At 53.6% G+C, this 22,406-nt stretch carries 24 protein-coding genes and 1 pseudogene; 12 read left to right on the forward strand and 13 right to left on the reverse strand.

Annotated elements, in window-relative coordinates:
* The first annotated feature begins 23 nt into the window (after positions 1-23).
* Both RTM06_RS11140 and RTM06_RS11145 read left to right on the forward strand, forming a co-directional pair.
* A complete protein-coding gene (locus RTM06_RS11140; protein WP_007890153.1) occupies positions 24-239 on the forward strand; it encodes a YdgH/BhsA/McbA-like domain containing protein in 216 nt (71 codons plus the stop codon).
* 142 nt (positions 240-381) lie between these two features.
* Positions 382-693 carry a cupin domain-containing protein gene (locus RTM06_RS11145; protein ID WP_312182180.1) on the forward strand — a complete coding sequence of 104 codons (312 nt, stop codon included), beginning with the start codon at positions 382-384 and terminating at the stop codon, positions 691-693.
* A gap of 208 nt (positions 694-901) precedes the next feature.
* Here the strand turns inward: RTM06_RS11145 and RTM06_RS11150 are convergent, their stop codons facing one another.
* Together RTM06_RS11150 and RTM06_RS11155 are read right to left on the reverse strand one after the other, a co-directional pair.
* On the reverse strand, positions 902-1,591 hold the full coding sequence (locus RTM06_RS11150) for an N-acetylmannosamine-6-phosphate 2-epimerase (RefSeq protein WP_312182182.1): 690 nt from the start codon (positions 1,589-1,591) through the stop codon (positions 902-904).
* The gene (locus RTM06_RS11155) at positions 1,588-3,147 is read right to left on the reverse strand and encodes a PTS transporter subunit EIIC (protein ID WP_312182184.1); all 1,560 of its coding nucleotides are present in this window, start codon (positions 3,145-3,147) and stop codon (positions 1,588-1,590) included. The genes RTM06_RS11150 and RTM06_RS11155 overlap by 4 nt, the downstream gene beginning before the upstream one ends.
* Before the next feature lie 154 nt (positions 3,148-3,301).
* Here RTM06_RS11155 and RTM06_RS11160 point away from each other — a divergent pair, with 154 nt between their 5' ends.
* Complete coding sequence (locus RTM06_RS11160; RefSeq protein ID WP_312182186.1) at positions 3,302-4,129, forward strand: MurR/RpiR family transcriptional regulator; 828 nt, start codon at positions 3,302-3,304, stop codon at positions 4,127-4,129.
* A gap of 57 nt (positions 4,130-4,186) precedes the next feature.
* Here RTM06_RS11160 and RTM06_RS11165 read toward each other — a convergent pair whose 3' ends face one another.
* Both RTM06_RS11165 and RTM06_RS11170 read right to left on the reverse strand, forming a co-directional pair.
* Complete coding sequence (locus tag RTM06_RS11165) at positions 4,187-6,124, reverse strand: MacB family efflux pump subunit (RefSeq protein ID WP_312182188.1); 1,938 nt, start codon at positions 6,122-6,124, stop codon at positions 4,187-4,189.
* Entirely contained in the window at positions 6,121-7,296 is a 1,176-nt protein-coding gene (locus RTM06_RS11170) for an efflux RND transporter periplasmic adaptor subunit (RefSeq protein ID WP_256698593.1), read from the reverse strand. Before RTM06_RS11170 ends, RTM06_RS11165 begins: the two co-directional genes overlap by 4 nt.
* A 207-nt stretch (positions 7,297-7,503) precedes the next feature.
* Between RTM06_RS11170 and RTM06_RS11175 the strand changes: the two genes are divergently transcribed.
* From RTM06_RS11175 to RTM06_RS11185, 3 genes are read left to right on the forward strand one after another with little or no spacing between them, the layout of a single operon-like run.
* On the forward strand, positions 7,504-8,040 hold the full coding sequence (locus tag RTM06_RS11175) for a tetratricopeptide repeat protein (RefSeq protein WP_256698594.1): 537 nt from the start codon (positions 7,504-7,506) through the stop codon (positions 8,038-8,040).
* 27 nt (positions 8,041-8,067) lie between these two features.
* Positions 8,068-8,583, forward strand: a complete 516-nt coding sequence (locus RTM06_RS11180; protein WP_312182223.1) for a sigma-70 family RNA polymerase sigma factor — start codon at positions 8,068-8,070, stop codon at positions 8,581-8,583.
* The gene (locus tag RTM06_RS11185; protein WP_312182191.1) at positions 8,580-9,371 is read left to right on the forward strand and encodes a hypothetical protein; all 792 of its coding nucleotides are present in this window, start codon (positions 8,580-8,582) and stop codon (positions 9,369-9,371) included. The genes RTM06_RS11180 and RTM06_RS11185 overlap by 4 nt, the downstream gene beginning before the upstream one ends.
* Before the next feature lie 26 nt (positions 9,372-9,397).
* Here RTM06_RS11185 and RTM06_RS11190 read toward each other — a convergent pair whose 3' ends face one another.
* The 3 genes from RTM06_RS11190 to RTM06_RS11200 form a co-directional block, all read right to left on the reverse strand.
* Positions 9,398-11,098 carry an ATP-binding cassette domain-containing protein gene (locus RTM06_RS11190; protein ID WP_312182193.1) on the reverse strand — a complete coding sequence of 567 codons (1,701 nt, stop codon included), beginning with the start codon at positions 11,096-11,098 and terminating at the stop codon, positions 9,398-9,400.
* A 550-nt stretch (positions 11,099-11,648) separates the two neighbouring features.
* Complete coding sequence (locus RTM06_RS11195; RefSeq protein WP_312182195.1) at positions 11,649-12,908, reverse strand: cation:dicarboxylate symporter family transporter; 1,260 nt, start codon at positions 12,906-12,908, stop codon at positions 11,649-11,651.
* 110 nt (positions 12,909-13,018) lie between these two features.
* Positions 13,019-13,444: a VOC family protein gene (locus RTM06_RS11200; RefSeq protein WP_058972820.1), complete on the reverse strand. Its 426-nt coding sequence runs from the start codon at positions 13,442-13,444 to the stop codon at positions 13,019-13,021.
* A 202-nt stretch (positions 13,445-13,646) separates the two neighbouring features.
* Between RTM06_RS11200 and RTM06_RS11205 the strand changes: the two genes are divergently transcribed.
* Positions 13,647-14,432: a LysR substrate-binding domain-containing protein gene (locus tag RTM06_RS11205; RefSeq protein ID WP_312182199.1), complete on the forward strand. Its 786-nt coding sequence runs from the start codon at positions 13,647-13,649 to the stop codon at positions 14,430-14,432.
* A gap of 115 nt (positions 14,433-14,547) precedes the next feature.
* On the opposite strand, the gene RTM06_RS11210 is transcribed toward RTM06_RS11205, so the two are convergent.
* From RTM06_RS11210 to RTM06_RS11235, 6 genes are all read right to left on the reverse strand, one after another.
* A complete protein-coding gene (locus tag RTM06_RS11210) occupies positions 14,548-15,156 on the reverse strand; it encodes a flavin reductase family protein (RefSeq protein ID WP_312182201.1) in 609 nt (202 codons plus the stop codon).
* A gap of 22 nt (positions 15,157-15,178) precedes the next feature.
* Positions 15,179-15,619 carry an SRPBCC family protein gene (locus RTM06_RS11215; RefSeq protein WP_312182203.1) on the reverse strand — a complete coding sequence of 147 codons (441 nt, stop codon included), beginning with the start codon at positions 15,617-15,619 and terminating at the stop codon, positions 15,179-15,181.
* A 22-nt stretch (positions 15,620-15,641) separates the two neighbouring features.
* Positions 15,642-16,319, reverse strand: coding sequence for an NAD(P)H-binding protein (locus RTM06_RS11220; protein WP_312182205.1), 678 nt, complete (start codon positions 16,317-16,319; stop codon positions 15,642-15,644).
* A gap of 6 nt (positions 16,320-16,325) precedes the next feature.
* On the reverse strand, positions 16,326-16,712 hold the full coding sequence (locus RTM06_RS11225) for a nuclear transport factor 2 family protein (protein WP_312182207.1): 387 nt from the start codon (positions 16,710-16,712) through the stop codon (positions 16,326-16,328).
* A 70-nt stretch (positions 16,713-16,782) separates the two neighbouring features.
* Positions 16,783-17,166, reverse strand: coding sequence for a nuclear transport factor 2 family protein (locus RTM06_RS11230; protein WP_312182209.1), 384 nt, complete (start codon positions 17,164-17,166; stop codon positions 16,783-16,785).
* 35 nt (positions 17,167-17,201) lie between these two features.
* A complete protein-coding gene (locus RTM06_RS11235) occupies positions 17,202-17,816 on the reverse strand; it encodes a VTT domain-containing protein (RefSeq protein WP_312182211.1) in 615 nt (204 codons plus the stop codon).
* A 95-nt stretch (positions 17,817-17,911) separates the two neighbouring features.
* Here RTM06_RS11235 and RTM06_RS11240 point away from each other — a divergent pair, with 95 nt between their 5' ends.
* From RTM06_RS11240 to RTM06_RS11260, 5 genes and pseudogenes are all read left to right on the forward strand, one after another.
* Positions 17,912-18,571, forward strand: coding sequence for a TetR/AcrR family transcriptional regulator (locus RTM06_RS11240; RefSeq protein ID WP_312182213.1), 660 nt, complete (start codon positions 17,912-17,914; stop codon positions 18,569-18,571).
* A gap of 36 nt (positions 18,572-18,607) precedes the next feature.
* The gene (locus tag RTM06_RS11245) at positions 18,608-19,189 is read left to right on the forward strand and encodes a TetR/AcrR family transcriptional regulator (RefSeq protein ID WP_312182215.1); all 582 of its coding nucleotides are present in this window, start codon (positions 18,608-18,610) and stop codon (positions 19,187-19,189) included.
* A gap of 54 nt (positions 19,190-19,243) precedes the next feature.
* Positions 19,244-20,347, forward strand: a complete 1,104-nt coding sequence (locus RTM06_RS11250; protein WP_312182217.1) for an alkene reductase — start codon at positions 19,244-19,246, stop codon at positions 20,345-20,347.
* Positions 20,348-20,404: 57 nt separating this feature from the next.
* Positions 20,405-21,148: pseudogene (locus RTM06_RS11255) on the forward strand (SDR family oxidoreductase).
* 186 nt (positions 21,149-21,334) lie between these two features.
* Positions 21,335-22,406: IS30 family transposase (locus RTM06_RS11260; RefSeq protein WP_312182219.1), on the forward strand; the 1,072-nt coding region annotated here is incomplete at its 3' end.

Below are 22,406 nucleotides of genomic sequence, written 5' to 3' on the forward strand. Positions count from 1 at the left end.
TTAAACCACTAAGGATTATGACCATGAAAACTATCAAAACACTGTCTATCGCCGCTGTTGCTGCTCTTTCAATGATGTCTGCTGCTAGCTTTGCGCAGAGCGTCTCTGTTGAGTCTTCTACTCTTGATGGCGCAGAAGCAAAAATCGCTGCACAGGCACAAGAGCAGGGTGCGCAGTACAAAATTACTGAAGCCAACACGAATAACCGCGTACACATGACTGCAGAACTGTACAAATAAGTTAATCGCACAAGACGTTGTATTAAGGCCGCCTCCGGGCGGCTTTGTTGTATCTGCATGTCCGTAAATGGCCTGCGCATGTCCCGCCGTCCGCTCGCGCTCTGTGTATCATCAACGCAGTTCTCCTCCACACGGATATCGCATGAAAACCTACGTCAGCAAAAACTTCTCACCTGCTAAAGCCTGGGATTCGCTAGACATCGCCAACTTTGGCGGCACTAGCGTGCGTCTGCACTGGACCAATCAACCTTACAAATGGCACATCAATGATGGCGAAGAAGTATTTGTGGTGCTGGACGGCGCGGTAGAGATGCATTACCGCGATGCGGGCGAGGTGAAAAAAGTGCTGCTCAATACTGGCGACATTTTTTACGCCAGCATTGGCACCGAGCATGTTGCGCACCCGCAAGGCGAAGCGCGCGTATTAGTGATCGAAAAAGAAGGTTCGGTTTAAAGCCTGATACTGACGCACCTAAACACGCTAACGCATCAAGTGTGTCAAACCGGTCGTTGGAGATTCACAATCGTGCGAAAAGTAACCGTCTGCGCGCATCGGGCGCTGTGTGGTGAGAGGCGAGTTTTATCCACAGGTTAACGGCGACTCTACGCACGGGGATTGTGGATAACCTTCAGCAAGGTGCCCTTGATGTGGACCTCAAAAATTAATTGATGGCATTCACAAAGCGGCGCGTTATCTGCTGTGGACGCGTAATCGCGCCGCCGACCACCACTGCATGCGCGCCCAGCGCCAGACAGTGCGCCGCCATTTCCGGCGTTTCGACATTCCCTTCGGCGATGACCGGCACTTCTACCGCAGCCAAAACGTCACGCAGGAAGCGGCAATCCTCGGCGGCCAGATAGCAGCCTTGCGTTTCTGCGGTGTAACCGTGCAGCGTGGTGCCGACACAATCAAAACCTAATTCCGAAGACTGACGCGCTTCTTCCACTGTGGCGATATCAGCCATCAGCAGCAAATGCGGATAGCGCTGGCGAATCGCCGCCACCAATGCCGGCAGCTGCAAATTGCCAGGACGCGTGTGTAGCGTGGCATCCAGCGCAATCATCGCCGGATTCGCCACCATCAACTCATCCACTTCCCGCAGCGTCGCGGTGATGTACACATCGCTGCCGGGATAGTCGCGTTTAATAATGGCGATAATCGGCAAATCCACCGTTTGCATAATCTGCTGCACGTCGAGCAGGCTGTTGGCGCGAATCGCTGCCGCACCACCTTCCATTGCCGCCAACGCCATGCGCGACATAATAAACGGGCTGTGTAACGGCTCATCTTCCAGAGCCTGACACGAGACCACCAGTTTTCCCTGAATCTGGGCCAGCATCGGTGCTTTCATAGCGCGAGTAACTCCTCTACTTCATTTTTGATAATGGTGACGTGCGGGCCATAAATTACCTGCACGCCTTTGCCACGTTGGATCACGGCGCGTGCGCCGGTGGCTTTCAATGCGTTTTCATCGAGCTTGCTGCTGTCGATCAGCGTGATGCGCAGACGCGTGGCGCAGCAATCCAGTTCGGCGATGTTGTGTTTGCCACCTAAAGCCGCGATGACCTGCAGTGGACGTTCTCCGGCGACCATCGGCGCAGTTTCAATGCTGGCGTCTTCACGCCCCGGCGTTTTGAAATTGAAGCGGCTGATCAGCAGGCGGAAAGTAAAGTAATAGAGCAGGAACCACGGCACGCCAACCAGCGGGACATACCACCAATGGGTTTTCGCTTCGCCTTGTAATACGCCGAACAGAATGAAATCGATCAGGCCGCCAGAGAAGGTTTGGCCAATGGTGATGTGCAGGATGTGGGCGATCATAAATGCCAGCCCATCAAACAGCGCGTGGATGACATACAGCACCGGTGCAACAAACAGGAACGAGAACTCAATCGGTTCGGTGATACCGGTAAGGAAAGAGGTCAGCGCTGCCGACAGCAGCAATCCGGCCACGCGTTGGCGGTTTTCCGGTTTGGCGGTGTGATACATCGCCAGACACGCGCCGATCAGGCCAAACATCATGGTGATGAAGCGCCCAGACATAAAGCGCGCGGTGCCAAGGTAGAATTGCTGGGTATTAGGATCGGCAAGCTGGGCGAAGAAGATGCGCTGCGTGCCTTCCACCAGATGTCCGTTAACCACTTCGCTGCCGCCGAGCGCGGTGGTCCAGAATGGCAGATAGAAGATGTGATGCAGGCCGAACGGGCCAAGCATGCGCAGCACGAAGCCGTAGATAAAAGTGCCGAAATAGCCGGTGGCATCCACTAGGCCGCCGAGGCCAAAAATCAGCTTCTGGAAATGCGGCCAGACAAGGGTCATCGCCGCGCCCACCAGAATGGCGACCAGGGAACTGATAATCGGCACAAAGCGCGAGCCACCGAAGAAACCAAGGAACTGCGGCAGAGCAATTTTGTTGTAGCGATTATGCAGCATGGCCGTGACCAGCCCGATCACCACGCCACCAAATACGCCAGTTTCCAGCGTTTGAATGCCAAGCGCCATGCCTTGTCCCACCGCGCTTAGGTTGCCCTGCGCCAGCACGCCGGTTAGCGTCAGCAGCGCATTGATGGTGGCGTTCATCACCAGATAAGCCAGCAGCGAGGCCAATCCAGCGGTGCCTTTGTCGCTTTTAGCTAAGCCTACCGCTACGCCGACCGCAAACAGCACCGCGAGGTTGGCGAACACCACTGAGCCGGCGCTGGCCATAATGGTAAACACGCCTTGTAGCCAGGCGACATCGAGGAACGGATAGGCTTTGATGGTATTGGGATTGGAGAGTGCACCGCCAATGCCCAGCAGCAAACCGGCTGCCGGTAGCACGGCGATCGGTAACATGAACGACTTGCCAAAATGCTGAGCTTTTTCGAACCAACCTCCGGATGAGGCACCGCTGAAAATGGATGACATAAATTTTTATTCCTGAAGTGATACTGTGTTAAAAATTATTACCACAATCTAATTCATTAGGTGAAAATTTCCATCATTATTGTGATAGCTTTCACTTATGCCCTAATCTGCTGCACACTGTGCGCCATTAATGCCGTGAATCAGAGAGACCGCCATGACGGACAATGAAAACATCTTGCTGCATCTGCGCCAGGGTTTGCCGGGCTACAGTCCAACGCTGCAAAAGCTGGGCGATTTCATCCTCACCGACCCGCAGAAAGTGCTGTATCTCACCATCACCGAACTGGCGCGTGAGACCGACACCAGCGAAGCGAGCGTGACGCGGCTGTGTCGTCATCTCGGCTGCAAAGGCTATACCGAATTCAAAATGGCGCTGGCGCTGGATGTGCAACACAATCAGCCCGCTGCACTTACCAGCAGTGACAGCATCGACATGCTGGTAGAGGAAACGGTGCAGGCGCTGCGTGATACCGGGAAATTCATCAATCGCGAAGTGTTACAGCAAGCCGTGGAAGCGCTGCATCAGGCTAAAACCATCCAGATTTACGGCGTGGCGGCCAGCGCGATTACCGGTGAATATCTGCACTATCGCCTGTTGCGCTTAGGTAAATCGGCGCAGCTGTTTGGTGATATGCATCGCGCGGCGATGAATGCCTCGACGCTAAAAGAGGGCGATTTGGTGATCGCCATCTCTGCATCCGGTTCAACCAAAGATGTGATGCATGTGGTGAAGGTGGCGAAGAAGCAAAACGCGCGCGTGCTGATGCTGAGTAATACACTGCGCAGCCCGATGGGCAGTTTAGCCGATCTGCTGCTGGTGGCCGCGCGGCCGGAAGGGCCGTTCAACGCCGGTGCGCTGAGCGGCAAAGTGGGCGCGATGCTGCTGGTGGAAGTGCTGATTAATGAATTGATGACGCACGATGCACGTTATCTGGCGGCGAGCCAGCAAACGGCAACGGCGACATTGCCGATGTTGATGTGATTTGAGCGGGATGGGGGAAGGTCGCCATGAATGGCGACCCTACGGCGTGAGATTTAATTATTCGCTGGCTAATGCCGCCACCGGATCCATGCGTGCGGCTTTGCGCGCAGGCAGATAACCAAAAATCATGCCGATGATGGTGGAGCAGGCAAAGGCCGCGCCCGCCGACTGCCACGAGAAGATCGCCGTGATCATGCCGCCCGCCAGCAGGCTGATAATCGGTCCAATTACCAGCGCCAACGCTACACCGAGCGATCCGCCCACCAGACAGACCAGAACCGCTTCGATCATAAACTGCTGCATGATGTCGCCGCGTCGCGCGCCCACCGCCATACGCACACCGATTTCATGGGTACGCTCGGTTACCGACACCAGCATGATGTTCATCACGCCGATGCTGCCAATCATCAGCGCAATCGAGGCGACCAGCAGAATCAGCAACGTTAAGGTTGCGGCGGCGTCTTCAATCGCTTTACGGTATTTGTCGCGGTTGAACACCAGGAAATCTTTGGTGCCGTGACGCGCGGTCAATAATTGCGTCAGCGATTCCACCGCCGGGCCGCTCACCACATCATCCTTGAGTTTAATGCTGATGCTGGTCAACGCGGTTTGCCCGCTGATGCGATACATCACGGTGCTCCACGGCAGCCACACGCTGAGGCGATTGGGCGACATGCCATCGTTGTTATCCGCCACGCCAATCACCCGCACCGGCACCGAACCCAACACGATCATCTTGCCAATTGGGCTTTCACCCTGTTCGCCGAACAGTTTATTGCGCGTGTTGGTATCAATGATGATCTCCTGACGCGCGTGACGCTCATCGCTGAAGTTGCTGCCTTCCAGCAGTTTGATGCCCTGAATCTGGAAATACTCTTTACCGACGCCATAAACCGAGGTTTTGGATGCGTTGGAGAGATAGCGAATCGGCTGATTGGCGATCATCTCCGGACTGACCGCCGCAACAAACTGCTGGCGCCCAATCACATCAGCATCCGCCATCACCAGCGTCAGCACTGGATGCGCTTCATCCTCGACGAAATCACCGCCGGCATAAATCGACACCACGTTGGTGCCGAGCCCGGAAATACTCTCCAGCGTTTTTTGCCGCGCGCCCTGGCCGAGTGCCACCACCGTGACCACTGCCGCAATGCCAAAAATGATCCCGGTCATGGTCAGCGCGGTGCGCAGCCGATGCGCGTTCATCGCATTCAGTGCCATGCGCAGCGATTCGCGTAAGCGATCGAGAAAGCCGCGCAGTTTGCTCTGACTTTTACGCGCGGCGGGAGCATATTGCGCACGCATGGCATCCGGTTTGCGGCCGCTGTCGGCAACAATCTCGCCGTCCTGAATCTCAATAATGCGATCGGCGTGCTGCGCCACTTTCATATCATGCGTCACGATGATCACCGTGTGACCTTCGCGATTGAGATCGTGCAGGATGCGCAGCACCTCTTCGCCGGAGTGTGAATCCAGCGCGCCAGTCGGTTCATCGGCAAGAATAATTTCGGCACCATTAATTAGCGCGCGCGCAATACTGACGCGCTGCTGCTGGCCGCCGGACAACTCGCCCGGCTTGTGATGCTCGCGGCCCTGCAAACCTAAACGTGCCAGCAGATCTGCCGCGCGCTGCAGCCGCGCTTTGCCCTGCAGATTGGCGTAAATAGACGGGATTTCAACGTTGCTCAGGGCGCTGAGATCCGGCATCAGATGATAGCGCTGGAAGATAAAGCCGATGTGTTCGCGGCGTACTTTCGCCAGCGCATCCGGCGACAGCGTGGCGGTGTTCTGACCACCAATCAAATAGTCGCCGCTATCCGGCGCATCAAGGCAGCCAAGAATGTTCAGCAGCGTCGATTTACCCGAACCGGACGGCCCGATGATCGCCACCAACTCGCCGCTGGCGATACTCAGGTTAATGTTTTTCAGCACATGCAGAGATTGCGAACCGTTAACATAGCTGCGCTGAATGTTTTTCAGTTCGATAATATTCACATCACCACCTTGTCAGCGCCCGCCGTCTGCGTGGCAAGGATCACTTTCTCGCCGGCTTTTAAGCCGCTCAGCACCTGAATATCAACGCTGTCAGTGATGCCGGTGGTGATAATGCGTTTCACCGGCTGGTTATCCTGATCCGGGATTTCCACATAGGTTTTGCCGTCGGCATCTTTCTTCGTCGCCTGCACCGGCACCAGCAACGTATCTTTCACCGCATCACGAATGAGATTGACCTGCGCGGTCATGGAGATGCGCAGCGCGTTGTCCGGGTTTGGCACATCCAGCAGGGCGTTATAATAGACGGCCGCATTGGAGGTGCTGCTCGACGTGCTCTCGCTATTGCCCATTAGCGCGTCATCTTTCATCACCGATTCGGGTGCCAGTTCGAGGCTGCGTAGCGTGGCGTTGTAGCGTTTATCCGGATTGGAGAAGGTGGTGAACCATGCTTGCTGACCGGGCTGCACATTGTTGATGTCGGCTTCGGAGATCTGCACTTTGATCGTCATGGTACCGAGCTGCGCCAGTTTAGCGATGGTCGGCGCCGTTTGCACCGCGTTCACCGTTTGGCCTTGCTTGGTGACAATGGCGATGACCGTGCCATCCATGGGCGCCATGATGCGGGTATAACCAAGATCGAGCTGCTTTTTATCCACCTCAATCTGCGCCTGAATCACGCGCGCTTTTTGCGCCGTTAGCTCGGCGCGTGCACTGCGCCAATCTTCTTCGGCGGTATCAAAATCCTGACGCGAGATGGCATTGGTTTTAATCATCTGCTGCAAACGCTGATATTGCGCTTGCTGTCGTACCAGCGCGGCTTCGCGGGTTTCCAGATCGGCCTGCGCCACGCTCAGCGCCGCTTGCGCATTACGCAAGTCGCTGCGTTGTGGCTGATCGTCAATTTCGGCGATCAGCTGGCCTTTGCTGACGCTATCGCCCGCTTTGATATAGAGTTTTTTAACCTGCCCGGAAACCTGCGCACCGACGTTAACGCGTTCAATCGCATCCATTTTGCCGGTGGCGGCAATTACGTTTTCGATATTGCCCTTGCGCACTTCGGCGGTGACCACCGCGTTGGGTTTATTGCGTGAACCGGCGTAATGCCAGATCAACAGCAGGAGAATGACCACAGTCAGCGTGGCGAATAGCCACTTTTTCGAGATATTGAGCATAAGCGTCCCTTTTATGAAGTGAGAATCATAATCACTTCAGGCAACAAACTGGAGAAAATTCGCCGGATTTATCTGAGTAACGTGCGTTGGTTGAAAAATGATTAAATTTTTCCGAATAGAAATGGCGGCTGAGTTGTTTACAGCGTATCTGAGTCACTTGTTGCCTCAGCACTGAGTTCCATCCATGACACGCCATGAGGATCAACCATGTATACAATGATGAAATTACGCTGGTTAGCACTGCCCGTATTGCTGATGACGCTGCATGCGCCCGCTGCCCTGGCAATGGGCGATGATGACAGCGACAAAAAGACGCCGGATTGTCCGAAAGGCCAGGTTTACGACAGTAAATCTAAATCCTGCGTGCCGGAGAAAACCAGCATGCTAAGTGATAGCGACAAAACCAATTACGCTTATCACCTGGCGAAAAAGGGCGAGTATCAAGCGGCAATCAACTTGCTGGATACGCTGCATAATCAGAACACCAAAGAAGCGTGGAACTATCGCGGGTATGCCACGCGTAAGCTGGGTAAAACCGACGAAGGCATGGCCTATTATCAGAAATCGATCGCGCTCGATCCGAAATATGCCAAAGTGCGCGAATATCTGGGTGAAGCCTGGATGATCAAAGGGCGGCCAGATTTGGCGAAAGAGCAGCTCACCATCATTAAATCGCTGTGTGGCGTGGATTGCGAAGAGTATCGCGATCTCAATGCCGCGATTCAGGGCCATCCGGAAGCCTGATGAACGCCGCGTTTAGAGGACGAAAACATCACCAGCACTGAAGTCCGCCAGCATTTAGCGGCGCATCTGGCCCGCCTGTGGCGCTACGCCATGGTGCTGTCACGCAACCGCGATGTCGCCGAGGAACTGGTGCAATCGACATGTGTCCGGGCGCTGGAGCGCAGCGCGCAGTACACGCCCGGCACGCGTATCGATCGCTGGCTGTTTAGCGTGCTGCATTCGGTGTGGATCAATGAACTGCGCGCGCAGCGGGTGCGCCTCGGGCAAGGCTTTGTCGACAGCGACGAGCTTGTTGCTGCGGATCAGCAACAGCATGATGAGCAACGTCGGCAATACGCCAAAGTGATGCAGCGGGTGAGTCAGTTGCCCGAAGCGCAACGCAACGCGGTGTTCCTGGTTTACGTCGAAGGATTCACTTATCAGGAAGCCGCCGATACGCTGGCGGTGCCGATTGGCACCATCATGAGTCGCCTTGCGGCGGCGCGCACCACCTTAGCCAGCGCAGCCACGTTGCGCCCGGCTGGACAGGAGAAACGTTTGTGAAGGCTGCACGTTTTAGTTCGCCTTATGCGGACGAGGCCATCGTCGCCTGGCTGGATGGCGAGATGCGCGCGGATGAAGCGCTGGCGTTTGAAAATGAACTTAAGCGCAGCGAAGCGCTGTCGGCGCGCACTGCCGAGCTAATGAAAAGCAATCAACCTTTTGCTGAGGCCTTTGCGTCAATGCTGGATGACGCACCGCTGGAACGCATGTCGCCGCGCTTGGCGCATCTGCTGGCAACCATACCGTCCGCGCCGCAGGTCAGCCGCCGCGCGCTGATCGCCGCTTCGGTGAGTTTTTTGCTGGTGGGCAGCGGCATCGGTTTTCTGGTGCGACCGGCAATAAAAGCTGAGCAGGGCGAAAGCGAAAAGATCCGCGAGCTGGAAGCACAATATATGTCGCTGTACAGCGCGGAAACGCTGGCCGACGTCGACAGTTCACCGCCGGTGTTGCAGCAATCGCTGGCGCGTACCGCGCGCGATCTCGATCTGCATTTCACGCCAGCGCAGTTAACGCTGCCGGAAGCGACGCTGAAGAGTGTGCGCATGCTGCGTTATGACGATGCGCTGATTACGCAAATTGCCTGGAATCACAGCAGCTACGGCCCAATGGCGCTGTGTATTTCGCGCGAAGATCATCAGCAAACCACGGATGTGGCGCAGGAGAAACGACAGGGGATGAATGTGGTGTGGTGGCATAAGGCGGGATATCAATTTGTATTGATTGGCCGAAATCCTGCGCAGCAGTTGAAAAAGACCGCGCAGTCATTAATACAGGCAATGCTGGCGTAGGGTGGCCATTGATGGCCACCGTTTCATTACAGCGCCAGTTGGGCTTTCAGCAACGCAATCTCCTCACGCCACTGCGCCTGCAACGCGGGTTTCTGATGCTTTGGCTTGCGCGTCAGATCCTCATCCAGCTTGCTTTCTAGCTCCAGCAGCGCCAGTAGTAACGCATCTTCATCCAACGCTGTTGCCGTCGCAGCAGGTGCGACAGAATCTGACGTTGCTATCGCCTGCTCAGCACGCATGCGTTCGGTCACCGCGTCAAAATCGTGCCACTCGCTAAGTTGCTGATCCTCTATCAGCCAGAAACGGTTGCAGCTGTTGGCGATTAGCTGACGATCGTGCGACACCAGCAACACCGCGCCCTCAAACTGGTTTAACGCTTCTGCCAGCTCCTCTTTGCCCACCATATCCAGATGGTTGGTGGGTTCATCGAGCAACAGTAGCGAGTAACGCGCCAGCGTCAGCCCAACAAACAGCAAGCGAGAACGCTCGCCGCCGCTGAGTGAGCCAATCAACTGTTGATGCCGCAGATAGGGAAAACCCGCGCCGATCAGCGCCATCTTGCGGTGCTCATCGCTGAGCGGCGCAAAATGCGCCAGTGCGTCACTCAGCGTTTCCTCATCGTGCAGCTGATGCAGACTTTGATCGTAATAGCCAAGGCGCGCGCGGGGATGAAACAGCGGGCTATCTGCGTGTTGATATTCCCCCCACAAATGCCGTAGCAGCGACGATTTACCGCAACCGTTGCGACCAACAATCGCTACGCGATCGCCACTTTTCACCTGTAACATCGGCAGTGAAAACAGCGCAGGTGCGTCATCGGCTGGATGAATCGACATCTCCGGCAACGCTAAAACGCGATCGGCATCCAGCGCTTCACCTTGCAGTTGCAGCCGCCACAGCGCTCCCTCGCTCAGCGTGGTTTGTGCCTCTTTCAACCAGCCGGCGCGTTTCTCCATCTGCTGCGCCTTGCGCGACAACCCTTCGTTATCGTAAGCGCGGCCCCACATCGCCAGACGTTTAGCGCTTTTCTCAACGCGCTCAATCTCCCTTTGCTCAGCCTGATAACGCTGCGCATCCGCTTCATCCTGCTCATCCAGCGCCTGACGCGCCGCGCTGCAGGGCAGACGGAAGAATTGCAGACCGCGATCGCGCAGAATCCAGCTGCAGTTGGTCACCCGATCGAGCAAGGTGCTGTCATGGGAAACCAGAACAAAGCTGCCGCTCCAGCCGTTAAGGAAATTCTCTAGCCACAACAGCGTTGGCAGATCGAGGTGGTTGCTGGGTTCATCGAGCAGCAGCAGATCAGGCTGCAGGATCAGCGCACGTGCCAGCAGCAGGCGCATATGCTGGCCGCCGCTTAAGGTCGCGGCGGTTTGCGTTTGTTGTGCAGCCGTGAAACCCAGGCTGCCCAACAGCGCTTCGGCACGCCAGCGATCACTTTGTTCCGGCAGGCGCGCCATTACGCTATTCAGCAGCGAATCATTATGCAGCTCTGCAGGCAGATGCTGCTCGATACGCGCCAGTAAACAGTGATTAGCCGATGTAACGCTGCCGTGGCTGGGTTCCAGATCGCCACTGAGGATTTTCAATAAGGTACTTTTACCGGTGCCGTTATCACCCAGTAAACCGATGCGATCGCCTTTTTTCAGGCTGAAATGGATATCGTGAAACAGCGTGCCGAAGGCGTTATCAAAGCCAACAGCGTGGGCAGATAATAGTGTGCTCATGTGCTTACTCATAAGTTGCAGGCGCAAAAAAGCCTGACGTCAGAAATCGCTGACGACAACCCGGTAAGCCGGAGGAAGGGATTAGATTTTCAGTAAACTTCGCTCAGGACGGATTATCGCAGCACGAGTGCGGAAATGCCTGAACGCGGCCAATTACTATAAAAGTGTGAGTAAAGAAACAATTCACACGATGGCATAGTAATCCTCCTTAGTTATCAGTAGGTGAATAAGTAAGCTGATAATAGTGGGGGAGATGCGTATTTTCCAGTGAAAAATGCCAGAAGTGTGGCGGCACTCGCTATGACGTACCGGGCAGGGCGCTGGCATCGCTAATGAGCCTGTTCGGTGAAAATCGCCTTCAGAGGTCTTCTGCAAAACTCCAGCAAAACTCTTCTGCAAAACTGGTTAAAAAATGAGCTTCCTTTGAGCCTGGGGGTTCTTATTAGATGGCAGATCAAAATAAAGTGTGGGAGGCCGCTTAGTGCCAGGAGCGGACGTTGCTAACATTTACTAATCTGCGGGGAGTAGGTCAGTTCCCCTTAGATTTGTATCAGCGTTTATTCAGATCGGGCTGAGAGCCCTCAAAGGACAGCGGCTCTTTTTCCCACCGGTTAATGACCAGTGGAGCTACAACGTTTCCCAACACGTTGAGGGTCGTCGTACCACTGTCGATAATACGGAATATTCCAGCTATCAGGGCAACAGCATCAAGGGGTAATCCCGCAGATGCCAAAGTGGCGGAGAGGATCAGAATGGCGAACCCCGGTACACCGGCAGCCCCTTTCGAGGTCAGCACCATCGTTACCACTAAAATGACCTGCTGCATCAGCGTCAGGTCAATACCGTAAAGCTGAGCGACGAATATGGTTGCCACACCGAGAAATATCGACGCGCCGTCAAGGTTAAAAGCATATCCCACGGGCACCACAAAGCTGACGATCCGCCCCGGTACGCCATAGCGTTCGAGCTTGTACATCAGCTGGGGCATCACCGCTGCAGAAGCGGCGCTTGAAAATGCCAGTACCAGTTCCTGGCGAAAATGCTTTATCAGCTTAAAAACGTTTTCGCCGATCAGCGCACAGATCCCGCCCAGCACAATCACGGCAAATAAAATCAGCCCCAGATAGACGGTGCCAATTAGCTTGAGCAGTGGCAAAAGGGAGGCAAAACCAAACGTGGACACCGTGGCACCAATCATGCCAAACACGCCAACCGGCGCGTATGCCATGACGATCGACACCACCCTGAACATGCCGTCGGATACACTCTGCAGAACGCCAAGGATCGGTGCCGTTTTGTTTCGAGGGAGGCCATTGAGCGCCAGGCCGAACAGCACGGCAAAGAACAGAACTGACAGCAGTTTGCCCTCAGAAAGCGCGACAAACAGGTTATCAGGCACGATATTCTGCAGAATAACCAGAGCACCGCGCGCTGGCTCCATCTTCATGTGCCCGTCGCCGTGCGCCATTCCCTGAATACTGGTCCCTTCGCCGGGGGAAATAAGGTTAGCCAGCACCAGTCCAAAGATGATGGCCACTCCCGTCACGGTAAAAAAATAGCCGAGCGCCTTCACGCCCATTCGACCAAACGACTTGTTGTCACCGCTTCCGGTTATGCCCAGAATCATGCAACAGAAAACAATCGGCACCACGACCATTTTCATCATCTTGATAAAGATGTCACCAAGCGGCTTGAGAATTTCATGGCTGACCCACTGCTGATATTCAGGGTGCGTGTTGAAGTACCATCCCACAATGATTCCAAGTACAAGCCCAATAACGATTTGCCAGACCAGTGTTATTTTTGTCATGACGCCCTCTGATTAAACAGGGCGACCCCTGCCGGAAATCGACGGGAGCCACAATTTATAGATTCGGGTGAAAAGTAGGCATGGCACGGCCTGAGACCGTCCTCGTGTGATTATTTTGCGAAGAGCTGACTCATATCTTTGAACGCTTTGAATTCAAGTGCATTACCGCAGGGATCGAACAGGAACATGGTGGCCTGCTCACCGACCTGCCCTTTAAAGCGAATATAAGGCTCAATGACAAACTTCGTGTTAAACGATTTGAGGCGCTCTGCCAGTGCCTCCCACTCATCCCATTTCAGGATGATGCCAAAATGCGGAACGGGCACGTCATGGCCATCAACAGAGTTTGAATGAACACTTTCCTGTGAGGCCGTTTTAGGATGCTCGTGAATGACCAACTGGTGACCATAGAAATCAAAATCCACCCATTGTTCGCTAGATCGTCCCTCATTCAGACCAAAAACTTCGCCATAAAAATGACGCGTCGTTTTTAGATCGTATACAGGAATGGCCAGATGGAAGGGAGAAAGGCTCATGTGTGCATCCTCAAAATAATTATCGCCAGCTGGCGAAGCGTGTTCGGGTTTAAGAGGGGCAACGTTTCACGCAGTGCCTGAGGACAGGCTTTCTTAATGTTTAACATTGCCGTCACAAATGAGCTTATGAATAATTTATATTGATTAAAAACAATATTAAAATATGAATAGTACAATTTATTTTTGTGATTAGGATGGGCCCATGATCCGTGAACTCAAAACATTTTTAATGGTGGCGAAAGAGGGAACCTTCGCTGCAGCGGGGGATAAAATTGGGCTGACACAGGCTGCCGTAAGTGCGCAAATGCAGCGGCTTGAGGCTGATTTAGGCTTTCCCCTCTTTGACCGGTCAGGAAGAAATGCCCGGCTGAATCAAAAGGGGCTGCAACTTGTCACGCAGGAGCTGCTGTCTCTTTATGATGGTCTCGGTGAGCGTCTGGATAGGACCACTCTGGAGAGGACGGTTACGGTCGGCGCTATCGCTTCAGTACAGCGAACACTGCTCCCCGACGCGCTGACGTCGTTCTTTAAACTGGGTTCAGCCTGCCGTGTACGCGTCATTCCGGGGCTGTCGATGGAACTGATAAATCTCGTTGATGCCGGCGAAATAGACATGGCAGCAATACTCAAACCGCCTTTTCCCCTGCCGCCGGGACTGAGGTGGAGCGCGCTGGCGCACGAACCGTTCCACCTTATTTTGCCGAAGAATGTTGCTGGCGACGATATCGCTGAGCTGCTGACCAGCCAGCCATTTATTCGTTACGATCGTTCCTCCTTTGGTGGGCGCCGGGTCGACCGTTTTCTGCGGGAAATGAATTTTGCGGTGAAGGAAATTTGTGAAGTAGACGAACTGGAAGCCATTTTCAAGTTGGTGAGCAACGGCGTGGGCGTCGCACTTCTGCCCCAGACCAGCGCCTGGCGCCGGTGGCCTGCAGCGGTGAGGGCGTTAAGTCTGGGTGATAACATTTTTATCGTGACGTCGGACTGATTCACCGACCGCTGGACAAACTGGATGATGAGGTAAGGCGCATTTCGGAACACATTATTACGCTGGCCAGGCATGATCCGCGTGGCCAGAAGAGGGGTTAGTGGTGACGGGTATTTCAGCCCTGCGGAGCGCCGGGTGTGTCTGAAGGGACATCCGGAACCTCGAGTACCTCGCCGGTGGTATAGAAATGTCCGCCGGCAATATAGTGCAGGCTTCGCCAGTCTGAAGACGCATGCTCAAACTGCCAGTGTCCATCCCTGAAAATGCGCGTATCAGCCCAGGCAGCCTTTATCTCGCCAATGAACAAATCATAGGCCTGCTGGTTATGCTCTTCGGGGATAAGCTCACAGTAAAGCCATGCGGCGCACCCGGTAACCAGTGGCGCATCCACGTCGGGCAGGTGAAAAAGCGTCGCGCCTGAACGGACAAGTTTTTCCTTATCGCTGAACATGGATTGTGAGCCCAGTTGATGCACCAGCGAAGCCTGTGATGCGATCGGTACCTGAATCACAAAGTGACGGCTCTGTTCAATCAGTTTTCGGGTGAAGGTCGCCTTATCAAGGACAACGGTTAACCGGGCTGGCCCATAATCCAGCGCACACACCCATGACGCAGCCATTACATTTTTCGTTCCGTCATGCTGTGCCGAAACCAGCGTTGTCGGGCCATGATTAATCAGGCGATATGCCTCTGCAGGTTCAACAGGCTGGATGTAATCATTCATGTTCAGGCGGTCCTCTCAGGCTTCACTGTTGCTGCAGATAATCGGCCAGGCTTTTGTGACCTGACATGATGAGATCCATAACGACCTCTTCTATCTTCTGCGTTTCATGGCGTGAACGGGCTTCAAAACTGGCCTGCCACACAATGACTGTTTCATTTTTTTCCGTCAGCGGGATCAGGCTTACCGTAGCAACATAATTGTCCACCTCCAGTGGAGATTCAATAAACCGGTATGAAAACGACAGGTTGCCTTCATCAAGCATAAGTAACTGTTCACGCAGAACATCGCCATTGCCCAGTACCAGACGGCGCTTACAGCCCGGAAGGCCATCTGGCTGGTTTTCTTCTATTTCACTACTGCTAATGGCCGGATGCCATTCACTGATGCGCCCGAACTGGCTGAGGGTTTGCCAAACCCGGTGAGTATCTGTTTTAACAACAGCATTAAATTTTACTACTGACATCACTTTTTCCTTTTTAATAAATTCAGCGTTTACCCGTCATTTCTCCGGCAGTAACGATCTTCACACCCTGCGGAGCGGAGAGGGTGGCCTCCAGCAGATGTTTAGCTATTTCAGCCGCAGGGTTGAGCTGCCATCGGCGCGGTAAAATCGGTGCGAAAAGGGTTAACGCCAGTTTCAGCGCCGTTTCAGCCGGGCGAACCTCCGTTCTTGCACCACCAATAACTCCCGGCCGGACGAGCGTCAGAGAAGTGAATTGCTCGCGTACCAGAGCCTCCTCGAGATCGCCTTTTACCCGGTTATAGAAAAAACGGGAGGACGGATCGGCACCGGTTGCAGACGTCAGTGCAAATACAGTCGCGCCGTGCGTTCTGGCAAGCCTGGCTAACGTCAGCGGGTACTCATAATCGACCTGACGGAAGGCCTCGTGGCTGCCGGCCTGTTTGATGGTGGTTCCGAGCGCGCATATGACGGCGTCCACATGCCACAACGGGTCATCCCGGTCAGGTGCATCAAAATCAATCAGCATATTGACCAGCTTTGACCGATTGGCTAAATACAGCGGCAGCGGTTTTCTTGTCGGAGCGATAACCTTACCCACGGCAGAGCTGGCCAGAGCCAGCTCCAGCACATGGCTTCCGACGAGTCCGGTTGCACCCAGCAGCAGCAGTTTTATTCCGGGATGAGATGATGGGCCACTCATGAAATATCAGCCTTCAAACTGATGATAAACTTTGGCAATTACCTGCCAGCGCCCATCGATTTTTATCAGGGTCAGATAGTCGTTGTAATCCGCCCCAATAGCATCCTGTTCCATATCGACCCTCACAACGGCGGTGGTCGGGGTAATAGCGAGAACATCCAGCCGGGTCATGATCTCAGGCGCGCTGCCATTTTCACGAACAAAATCGTAGAGGTTTTCAACCGGGCCGCCCAGCAGTTTGCCGTTGGTAAAACCATACATCACGGCGTCTTTATGGAAGGCTTCCGCCACCGTTTCAGCGTTACCGATCCGCAGCCCTTCAATATATTTGCCTGCAGTTTCAGTGACGGCTTTATAATCTGCGGTGGGCACAGCTTTAATATTTTTGTTCATCTTCATTTCCTCTTTTACCAGCCCGCAGATATTGCCTGCGGGCTGTATCAGTGAGCTGACGGAATGGATATCAGGATGCGACGTGGGTATGGTAAATCTTGCTGACCACGGTCCAGTGGCCGTTCACCTTCAGGAGGTTGAAAAAGTCGGTGAAGCGAAAGCCTGAAATGTCATCGGTATCAATGCGCGCGCTGGCTGCTGTCCCGACGATATCCACGCGAACGATAGCGGCCTTAGCCTCGGGGGAGGGGCGGAAGTCGCGGTCAATAACGTCATACAGCCCCTGAATGGAGCCGCCAGTGAGGTTACCGTCGCCGTCAACGCCAAAAATGGTGGCCTGTTCATCAAAAGCGGGCTTCATGACCTCGCTTTTAGCCTGTTTACCGCCCTCGTTGTACTGATTAAGCACTGCAACAATGTCGTTATAATCCTGCACATAAGTTGTGTCGTTCATAGATTTTTCTCCGTGTAAATACAGCGGGTATCCGTTCAGATACCCATCTTTTTTCTGATGCACCGTTGCAGCAGATAAAGGAGCACCATGCCCAGTGCCGCGAGAGCCGCGCCGGTTTGCACACTGGTGTCCTGCATAAATTCAAGCGGGGAAAAATCACCCCGGAATAATGCATTCACGTCTGATACGGCAGCTCCCGCGCCGGTATAGACAAAAGTTCCCGGAATGAGGCCAGGCACCGTTGCCGCCAGATATTTTCTAAACGACATGCCGCTGGCACCAAGACCGTAATTAAGCAGCGCAAAAGGCACGACCGAACTCAGGCGGAGCAGAAGAACCAGCACGGTGCCGTTATGCTGCGCCAGTGTCAGGCCTCTCTTCAGGTAGCGGCTCTTCGCCGCCGCCCGTGATGCGAACGGAAAGAGGCGACTTCTGGCCAGCCCGAAAGCCAGCACTGAAGAGGTAATGCCTCCCAGCAGCGCCATCAGCGTTCCGCCCGTCACGCCAAACAGCCATCCTGATAGTGCCGTCAGAAGCGCAGCTGGAAGGAAAAGCAGCGTTCCCGTGACAAAAGCGATGAAAAAAATTCCGATACCCAGCGCGCCGGCGGACTGCAGGTAAAGACTGAGGCTTGCAACAGATTCAATCACACGTCCGCTCTCTTTTTGTAGTGCTCACTAAGTAATGCTATTATTGTATAGTGATCACTATGTAAACTGTCAAGCGATCCATTGAGAGACCCGAAATGAAAACGTCAGGCGAAAATAAAGCCAGCAAAAAAACCAAGGGCAGACCGAGGAGTTTTAATCGTGATAAAGCCTTGCTCAGCGCACTGGATATCTTCTGGCGAAAAGGCTACGAACCAGCATCTGTCGCCGAGTTATGTGAAGCGATGGAAATTAACCCGCCCAGCCTCTATTCCGCCTTTGGTAACAAAGCAAAACTGTTTCTGGAAGCCGTGAGCTATTACGAAAAGGTTTACTGGAAAGCAACCTGGGAAAGGCTGGAAGAGGTCGAAGATATTCATCAGGCCATTGATAACTTCTTCAGTGAATCTGCCGATATCCTGCTGTCACCCTCTGCGCCTTGCGGTTGTATGGTAGTGCTTGCTGCTATCAATGTTTCGCAGGAGTCCGCCGATGTGGTCCAGGCCGTCAGCGTGCTCAGGCAGGAAGGAAAAGATCTCTTCGATAAACGTTTACGCAGGGCTGTACGGGAAGAGCAGTTACCGGTTGACACAAATACCGTCGCGATGGCAACCGTTCTGAATACATTGCTGGAAGGGATGTCGATAGAAGCCAAAGACGGCGCCACGCTACAGAGCCTTAAAACGATTGGACAGCACGCCACCCGATTGCTGCCAGTGAACAAAACTAATCGCACAAAATACAACTCAGATAACTAGACGACTGGTCAGTTTTTAATTTACAGTATCTGCATTATGAAAAAACAAGCGACTAACGTGCGTCAGCACATCATCGATGTGGCAAGGACGCTGATTACCCACAAAGGCTACAGCGCCGTCGGACTGGCAGAGATTGTCAAAGCCGCCGGGATCCCAAAGGGGTCGTTTTATTACTACTTTCAGTCAAAAGAAGAGTTCGCTGAGGCCTTACTGGAGCACTACTTTAGCAATTACCTTATTCAGGTGGATGAACAACTGCGTGGAGCAGAATCCGCTCGAGAGCGACTGCTGCGTTATTTCTCTTTCTGGAAAACGACGCAGGGTGCCGATCTCCCTGAAAGTAAGTGTCTTGTCGTCAAGCTTGGTGCGGAAGTGTGTGATCAGTACGACAGCATGCGAAGCGTTCTGGCGACAGGCACGCGTGAAATCGTGAGTAGGATCTCCGCCTGCATCCTTCAGGGGCAGCATGACGGCTCATTGTCCGGTGATGTTGATGCAGACGAACTAGCTGAAGAGCTGTACCAGTTGTGGCTGGGAGCCTCACTGATGGCGAAAATTCATGACCCAGATATGTCATTTGATAAAGCATTGAATGCCACTAAGCGGCTACTTGTATAGCCGCATTTTTTTTCACCAATTTACTAGCCGACCGGTCAACTATTTGGAGTAACTATGACTGATAACACCACCCGTACCGATTTATTTTCCCCTGTTACCATGGGGAAACTTCAGCTGGCCAACCGTATCGTTATGGCGCCTGTTACGCGCAGCCGTTTCAGCGAAGAGGGTATTCCAGATGAACTACATGCGACTTACTATGCGCAACGCGCCAGCGCCGGCCTGATTATTTCAGAAGCAACCAACATCTCTGCTCAGGGCCGTGGCTATGCAGCAACGCCTGGTATCTGGAGTGAAGAACAGGTTGCCGGCTGGAAAAAAGTCACCGATGCCGTCCATGCTGAAGGCGGAAAAATTGTCTGCCAGCTGTGGCATGTGGGCCGCTTCTCCAGTGTTGAACTGCAGCCCAACGGCGAGCGTCCTGTCGCCCCCTCTGCAATCAAGGCCGAAGGCCAGACCTATACCGTTAATGGCTTCGTACCGGTATCAACGCCGCGCGCGCTGGAAACCGACGAAATCCCGGGCATTATTGAGCAATACAAGCATGCCGCTGAAAACGCCCTGCGCGCAGGTTTTGACGGCGTGGAAGTGCACTCTGCAAACAGCTATCTGCTCGATCAGTTTCTGCGCGACTCAACCAATCAGCGTACCGATGCCTACGGCGGCTCTATTGAAAACCGCGCGCGCCTGACGCTGGAAGTCACTGAAGCGATCGTTAACATCTGGGGTAATGACCGCGTTGGCATCCGCCTGTCACCGGTAACGCCTGACGCAGGCAACACGCCGCCGGACAGCAACGTGATGGCGATGTATGGCTATCTGATCCAGCAGCTGAACCGCTTTAACCTGGCGTATCTGCACTTTGTTGAAGGTGCCACGGCAACGTCGCGTGACGTGCCTGCCGACGTGGATATGGATTCGCTGAGCGCGCAGTTCAGCGGTCCGTTCATCGGTAACAACAGCTATGACCTCGAAATGGCGATCAGCCGCCGTCATGCCGGGATTATCGATGCCGTCGCCTTCGGCCGCCTGTTTATTTCCAACCCGGATTTAGTTAAACGCCTGCGCTATGGCGCCGAACTGACCATCGCGCCTAAGGAAGCCTACTACGGCGGCGGCGCGAAAGGTTACACCGACTGGCCGGAAGCGAATTACTGATAAATACAACCGGCGGGATCTTCCCGCCACCTGTGCCTCATCAAAAAGGATAAGTATATGAATCATCTGCAGAATAAAACCGCTGTAATTACTGGTGCGTCATCGGGCATTGGCGCCGCGACCGCGCTGGAACTTGCACGTCATGGTGTGAATATCGTAGCCGCAGCCCTGGATCAGATCGGCCTTGATAAGCTGGTAAAGGATATTGAGTCTGCAGGCGGCCATGCTTCCGGTCTGGTGACGGATGTGACTCTTCTTGAAGACACACAGGCGCTGGTATAGCATGCCACCGATACCTTCGGTACCGTTGATATCCTGATTAATAACGCCGGACTGATGCTCTTTTCAGCCTGGAGTGACATCGCGTGGGACGACTGGAACAAGATGGTCGACGTCAATATCAAGGGTTATCTGAACGCCATTGCGTCCGTACTCCCGGTTATGCTCAGCAAAAGTGACGGCCAGATCCTGAACATGGCTTCTGTGGCAGGCCACCAGGTAGACGCCGGCGCAGGTGTGTACAGTTCGACCAAATTCTTTGTGCACGCCATGACGGAATCTATGCGTAAAGATCTGGGCGTGAATAAGGGCATCCGCGTCAATACCATCAGCCCCGGCGTTATAAACACCGGATGGGCTGATAAGGTGAGTGATCCGGAAGGGCGTAAAGTAGCGCAGGAACTGACAAAAATTGCTATCAGCCCGCAGGATGTGGCTAATGCGGTTGTCTATGCGCTCAACCAGCCTAAAAACGTGACGGTCAACGACCTTATTGTCTCTCCTACGAAGCAGAACTGGTAAATCAGAAGTGGCAACCTGCTGGCTGCCACTTCATATCTTAAATAACTGACATCAGCCTATAGTCGTTCGTCAGACGGAAACTGTCTGCAGTGCGTTAAGATTTATCATGGCTCTGCTATGTCCGCTTTTCGCTGTGAGTTCAATGGGTCGATGCAACGCTATCCTTAATCGAAGGGGGACGTTGCCATGAAACGAAGAACGCGTATTAACTACACGCCGGAACAGAAAGCGATTATCTGGGACAGATATAAGCAAGGAGATTCCCTGCATGATATCGCCAGAATGTTCGACAGATATCATTCTTCTATTATGCCCACTATCCACCAGACTGGTGGATACCGCCCCCCTGTCCGAAAGCGTCATCCGTTAGCGCTTTCACTTTATGAAAGAGAGGAAATATCCAGAGCGCTGGTAGCAAAAATCAGCATCAGGGCGATCGCAAACAAACTCTCGAGAGCCCCCTCAACGATTAGCCGGGAGATCAAGAGGCACGGTGGTGCAAAACAATACCGTGCATCAAAAGCGGATACTGCTGCGTGGGAAAATGCTCTGAGACCAAAACCTTGCAAGCTAATTGAAAGACCCACACTGTGTAAAATCATCGCAGAGAAGATGTATCAGGACTGGTCGCCGGAACAAATCACCGGTTGGCTGAAACGCTGTTATCCGGATAATCAGGAAATGCATGTGTCACACGAAACGATATATAAAACGCTTTTTATACAAACCCGGGGTGCATTAAAAAAAGAACTGCAGCAATGCCTCAGAAGCGGAAGAGTCGTGCGTAGATCCAGAACATCATCGCTTAAAGGGAAAGGATTAGGGTCAATCCCGAATACGATCTTTATCAGCGAAAGGCCACCTGAAGCCGCCGACAGAGCCATACCAGGTCACTGGGAAGGTGACCTGATCCAGGGCTCTAAAAACTCCTATATCGTCACCCTCGTAGAACGTCATTCCCGTTTTGTTATGCTGGCCAGGATCAGGGACAACAAGACCATAACGGTTATATCTGCACTCATCAAACAAGCCCGGGAATTACCTGCTGAGCTTTATAAAACATTAACATGGGACCGGGGTGCTGAAATGACTAACCACACCCGGTTTACTGTAGCCACAGATATCCAGGTTTACTTCTGCGATCCCCAATCCCCCTGGCAACGCGGCTCCAATGAAAATACAAACAGATTGCTTAGGCAGTATTTTCCAAAAGGAACTGACCTATCGGTTCACAGCCAAGAAAGACTAAACAGCGTTG

The organism is Pantoea sp. CTOTU46764, from assembly GCF_031974595.1.
In the GTDB taxonomy this organism is placed as follows: domain Bacteria; phylum Pseudomonadota; class Gammaproteobacteria; order Enterobacterales; family Enterobacteriaceae; genus Pantoea; species Pantoea trifolii.

Bases quoted from the DNA above. Each gene is read 5' to 3' on its own strand.
- RTM06_RS11195 (WP_312182195.1), bottom strand. From the start codon at position 12,908: ATGACAAAAATAACACTGGTCTGGCAAATCGTTATTGGGCTTGTACTT.
- RTM06_RS11200 (WP_058972820.1), bottom strand. From the start codon at position 13,444: ATGAGCCTTTCTCCCTTCCATCTGGCCATTCCTGTATACGATCTAAAA.
- RTM06_RS11210 (WP_312182201.1), bottom strand. From the start codon at position 15,156: ATGAATGATTACATCCAGCCTGTTGAACCTGCAGAGGCATATCGCCTG.
- RTM06_RS11250 (WP_312182217.1), top strand. From the start codon at position 19,244: ATGACTGATAACACCACCCGTACCGATTTATTTTCCCCTGTTACCATG.
- RTM06_RS11160 (WP_312182186.1), top strand. From the start codon at position 3,302: ATGACGGACAATGAAAACATCTTGCTGCATCTGCGCCAGGGTTTGCCG.
- RTM06_RS11170 (WP_256698593.1), bottom strand. From the start codon at position 7,296: ATGCTCAATATCTCGAAAAAGTGGCTATTCGCCACGCTGACTGTGGTC.
- RTM06_RS11175 (WP_256698594.1), top strand. From the start codon at position 7,504: ATGTATACAATGATGAAATTACGCTGGTTAGCACTGCCCGTATTGCTG.
- RTM06_RS11150 (WP_312182182.1), bottom strand. From the start codon at position 1,591: ATGAAAGCACCGATGCTGGCCCAGATTCAGGGAAAACTGGTGGTCTCG.
- RTM06_RS11240 (WP_312182213.1), top strand. From the start codon at position 17,912: ATGAAAACGTCAGGCGAAAATAAAGCCAGCAAAAAAACCAAGGGCAGA.
- RTM06_RS11245 (WP_312182215.1), top strand. From the start codon at position 18,608: ATGAAAAAACAAGCGACTAACGTGCGTCAGCACATCATCGATGTGGCA.
- RTM06_RS11190 (WP_312182193.1), bottom strand. From the start codon at position 11,098: ATGAGCACACTATTATCTGCCCACGCTGTTGGCTTTGATAACGCCTTC.
- RTM06_RS11145 (WP_312182180.1), top strand. From the start codon at position 382: ATGAAAACCTACGTCAGCAAAAACTTCTCACCTGCTAAAGCCTGGGAT.
- RTM06_RS11140 (WP_007890153.1), top strand. From the start codon at position 24: ATGAAAACTATCAAAACACTGTCTATCGCCGCTGTTGCTGCTCTTTCA.
- RTM06_RS11155 (WP_312182184.1), bottom strand. From the start codon at position 3,147: ATGTCATCCATTTTCAGCGGTGCCTCATCCGGAGGTTGGTTCGAAAAA.
- RTM06_RS11215 (WP_312182203.1), bottom strand. From the start codon at position 15,619: ATGTCAGTAGTAAAATTTAATGCTGTTGTTAAAACAGATACTCACCGG.
- RTM06_RS11230 (WP_312182209.1), bottom strand. From the start codon at position 17,166: ATGAACGACACAACTTATGTGCAGGATTATAACGACATTGTTGCAGTG.
- RTM06_RS11205 (WP_312182199.1), top strand. From the start codon at position 13,647: ATGATCCGTGAACTCAAAACATTTTTAATGGTGGCGAAAGAGGGAACC.
- RTM06_RS11225 (WP_312182207.1), bottom strand. From the start codon at position 16,712: ATGAACAAAAATATTAAAGCTGTGCCCACCGCAGATTATAAAGCCGTC.
- RTM06_RS11220 (WP_312182205.1), bottom strand. From the start codon at position 16,319: ATGAGTGGCCCATCATCTCATCCCGGAATAAAACTGCTGCTGCTGGGT.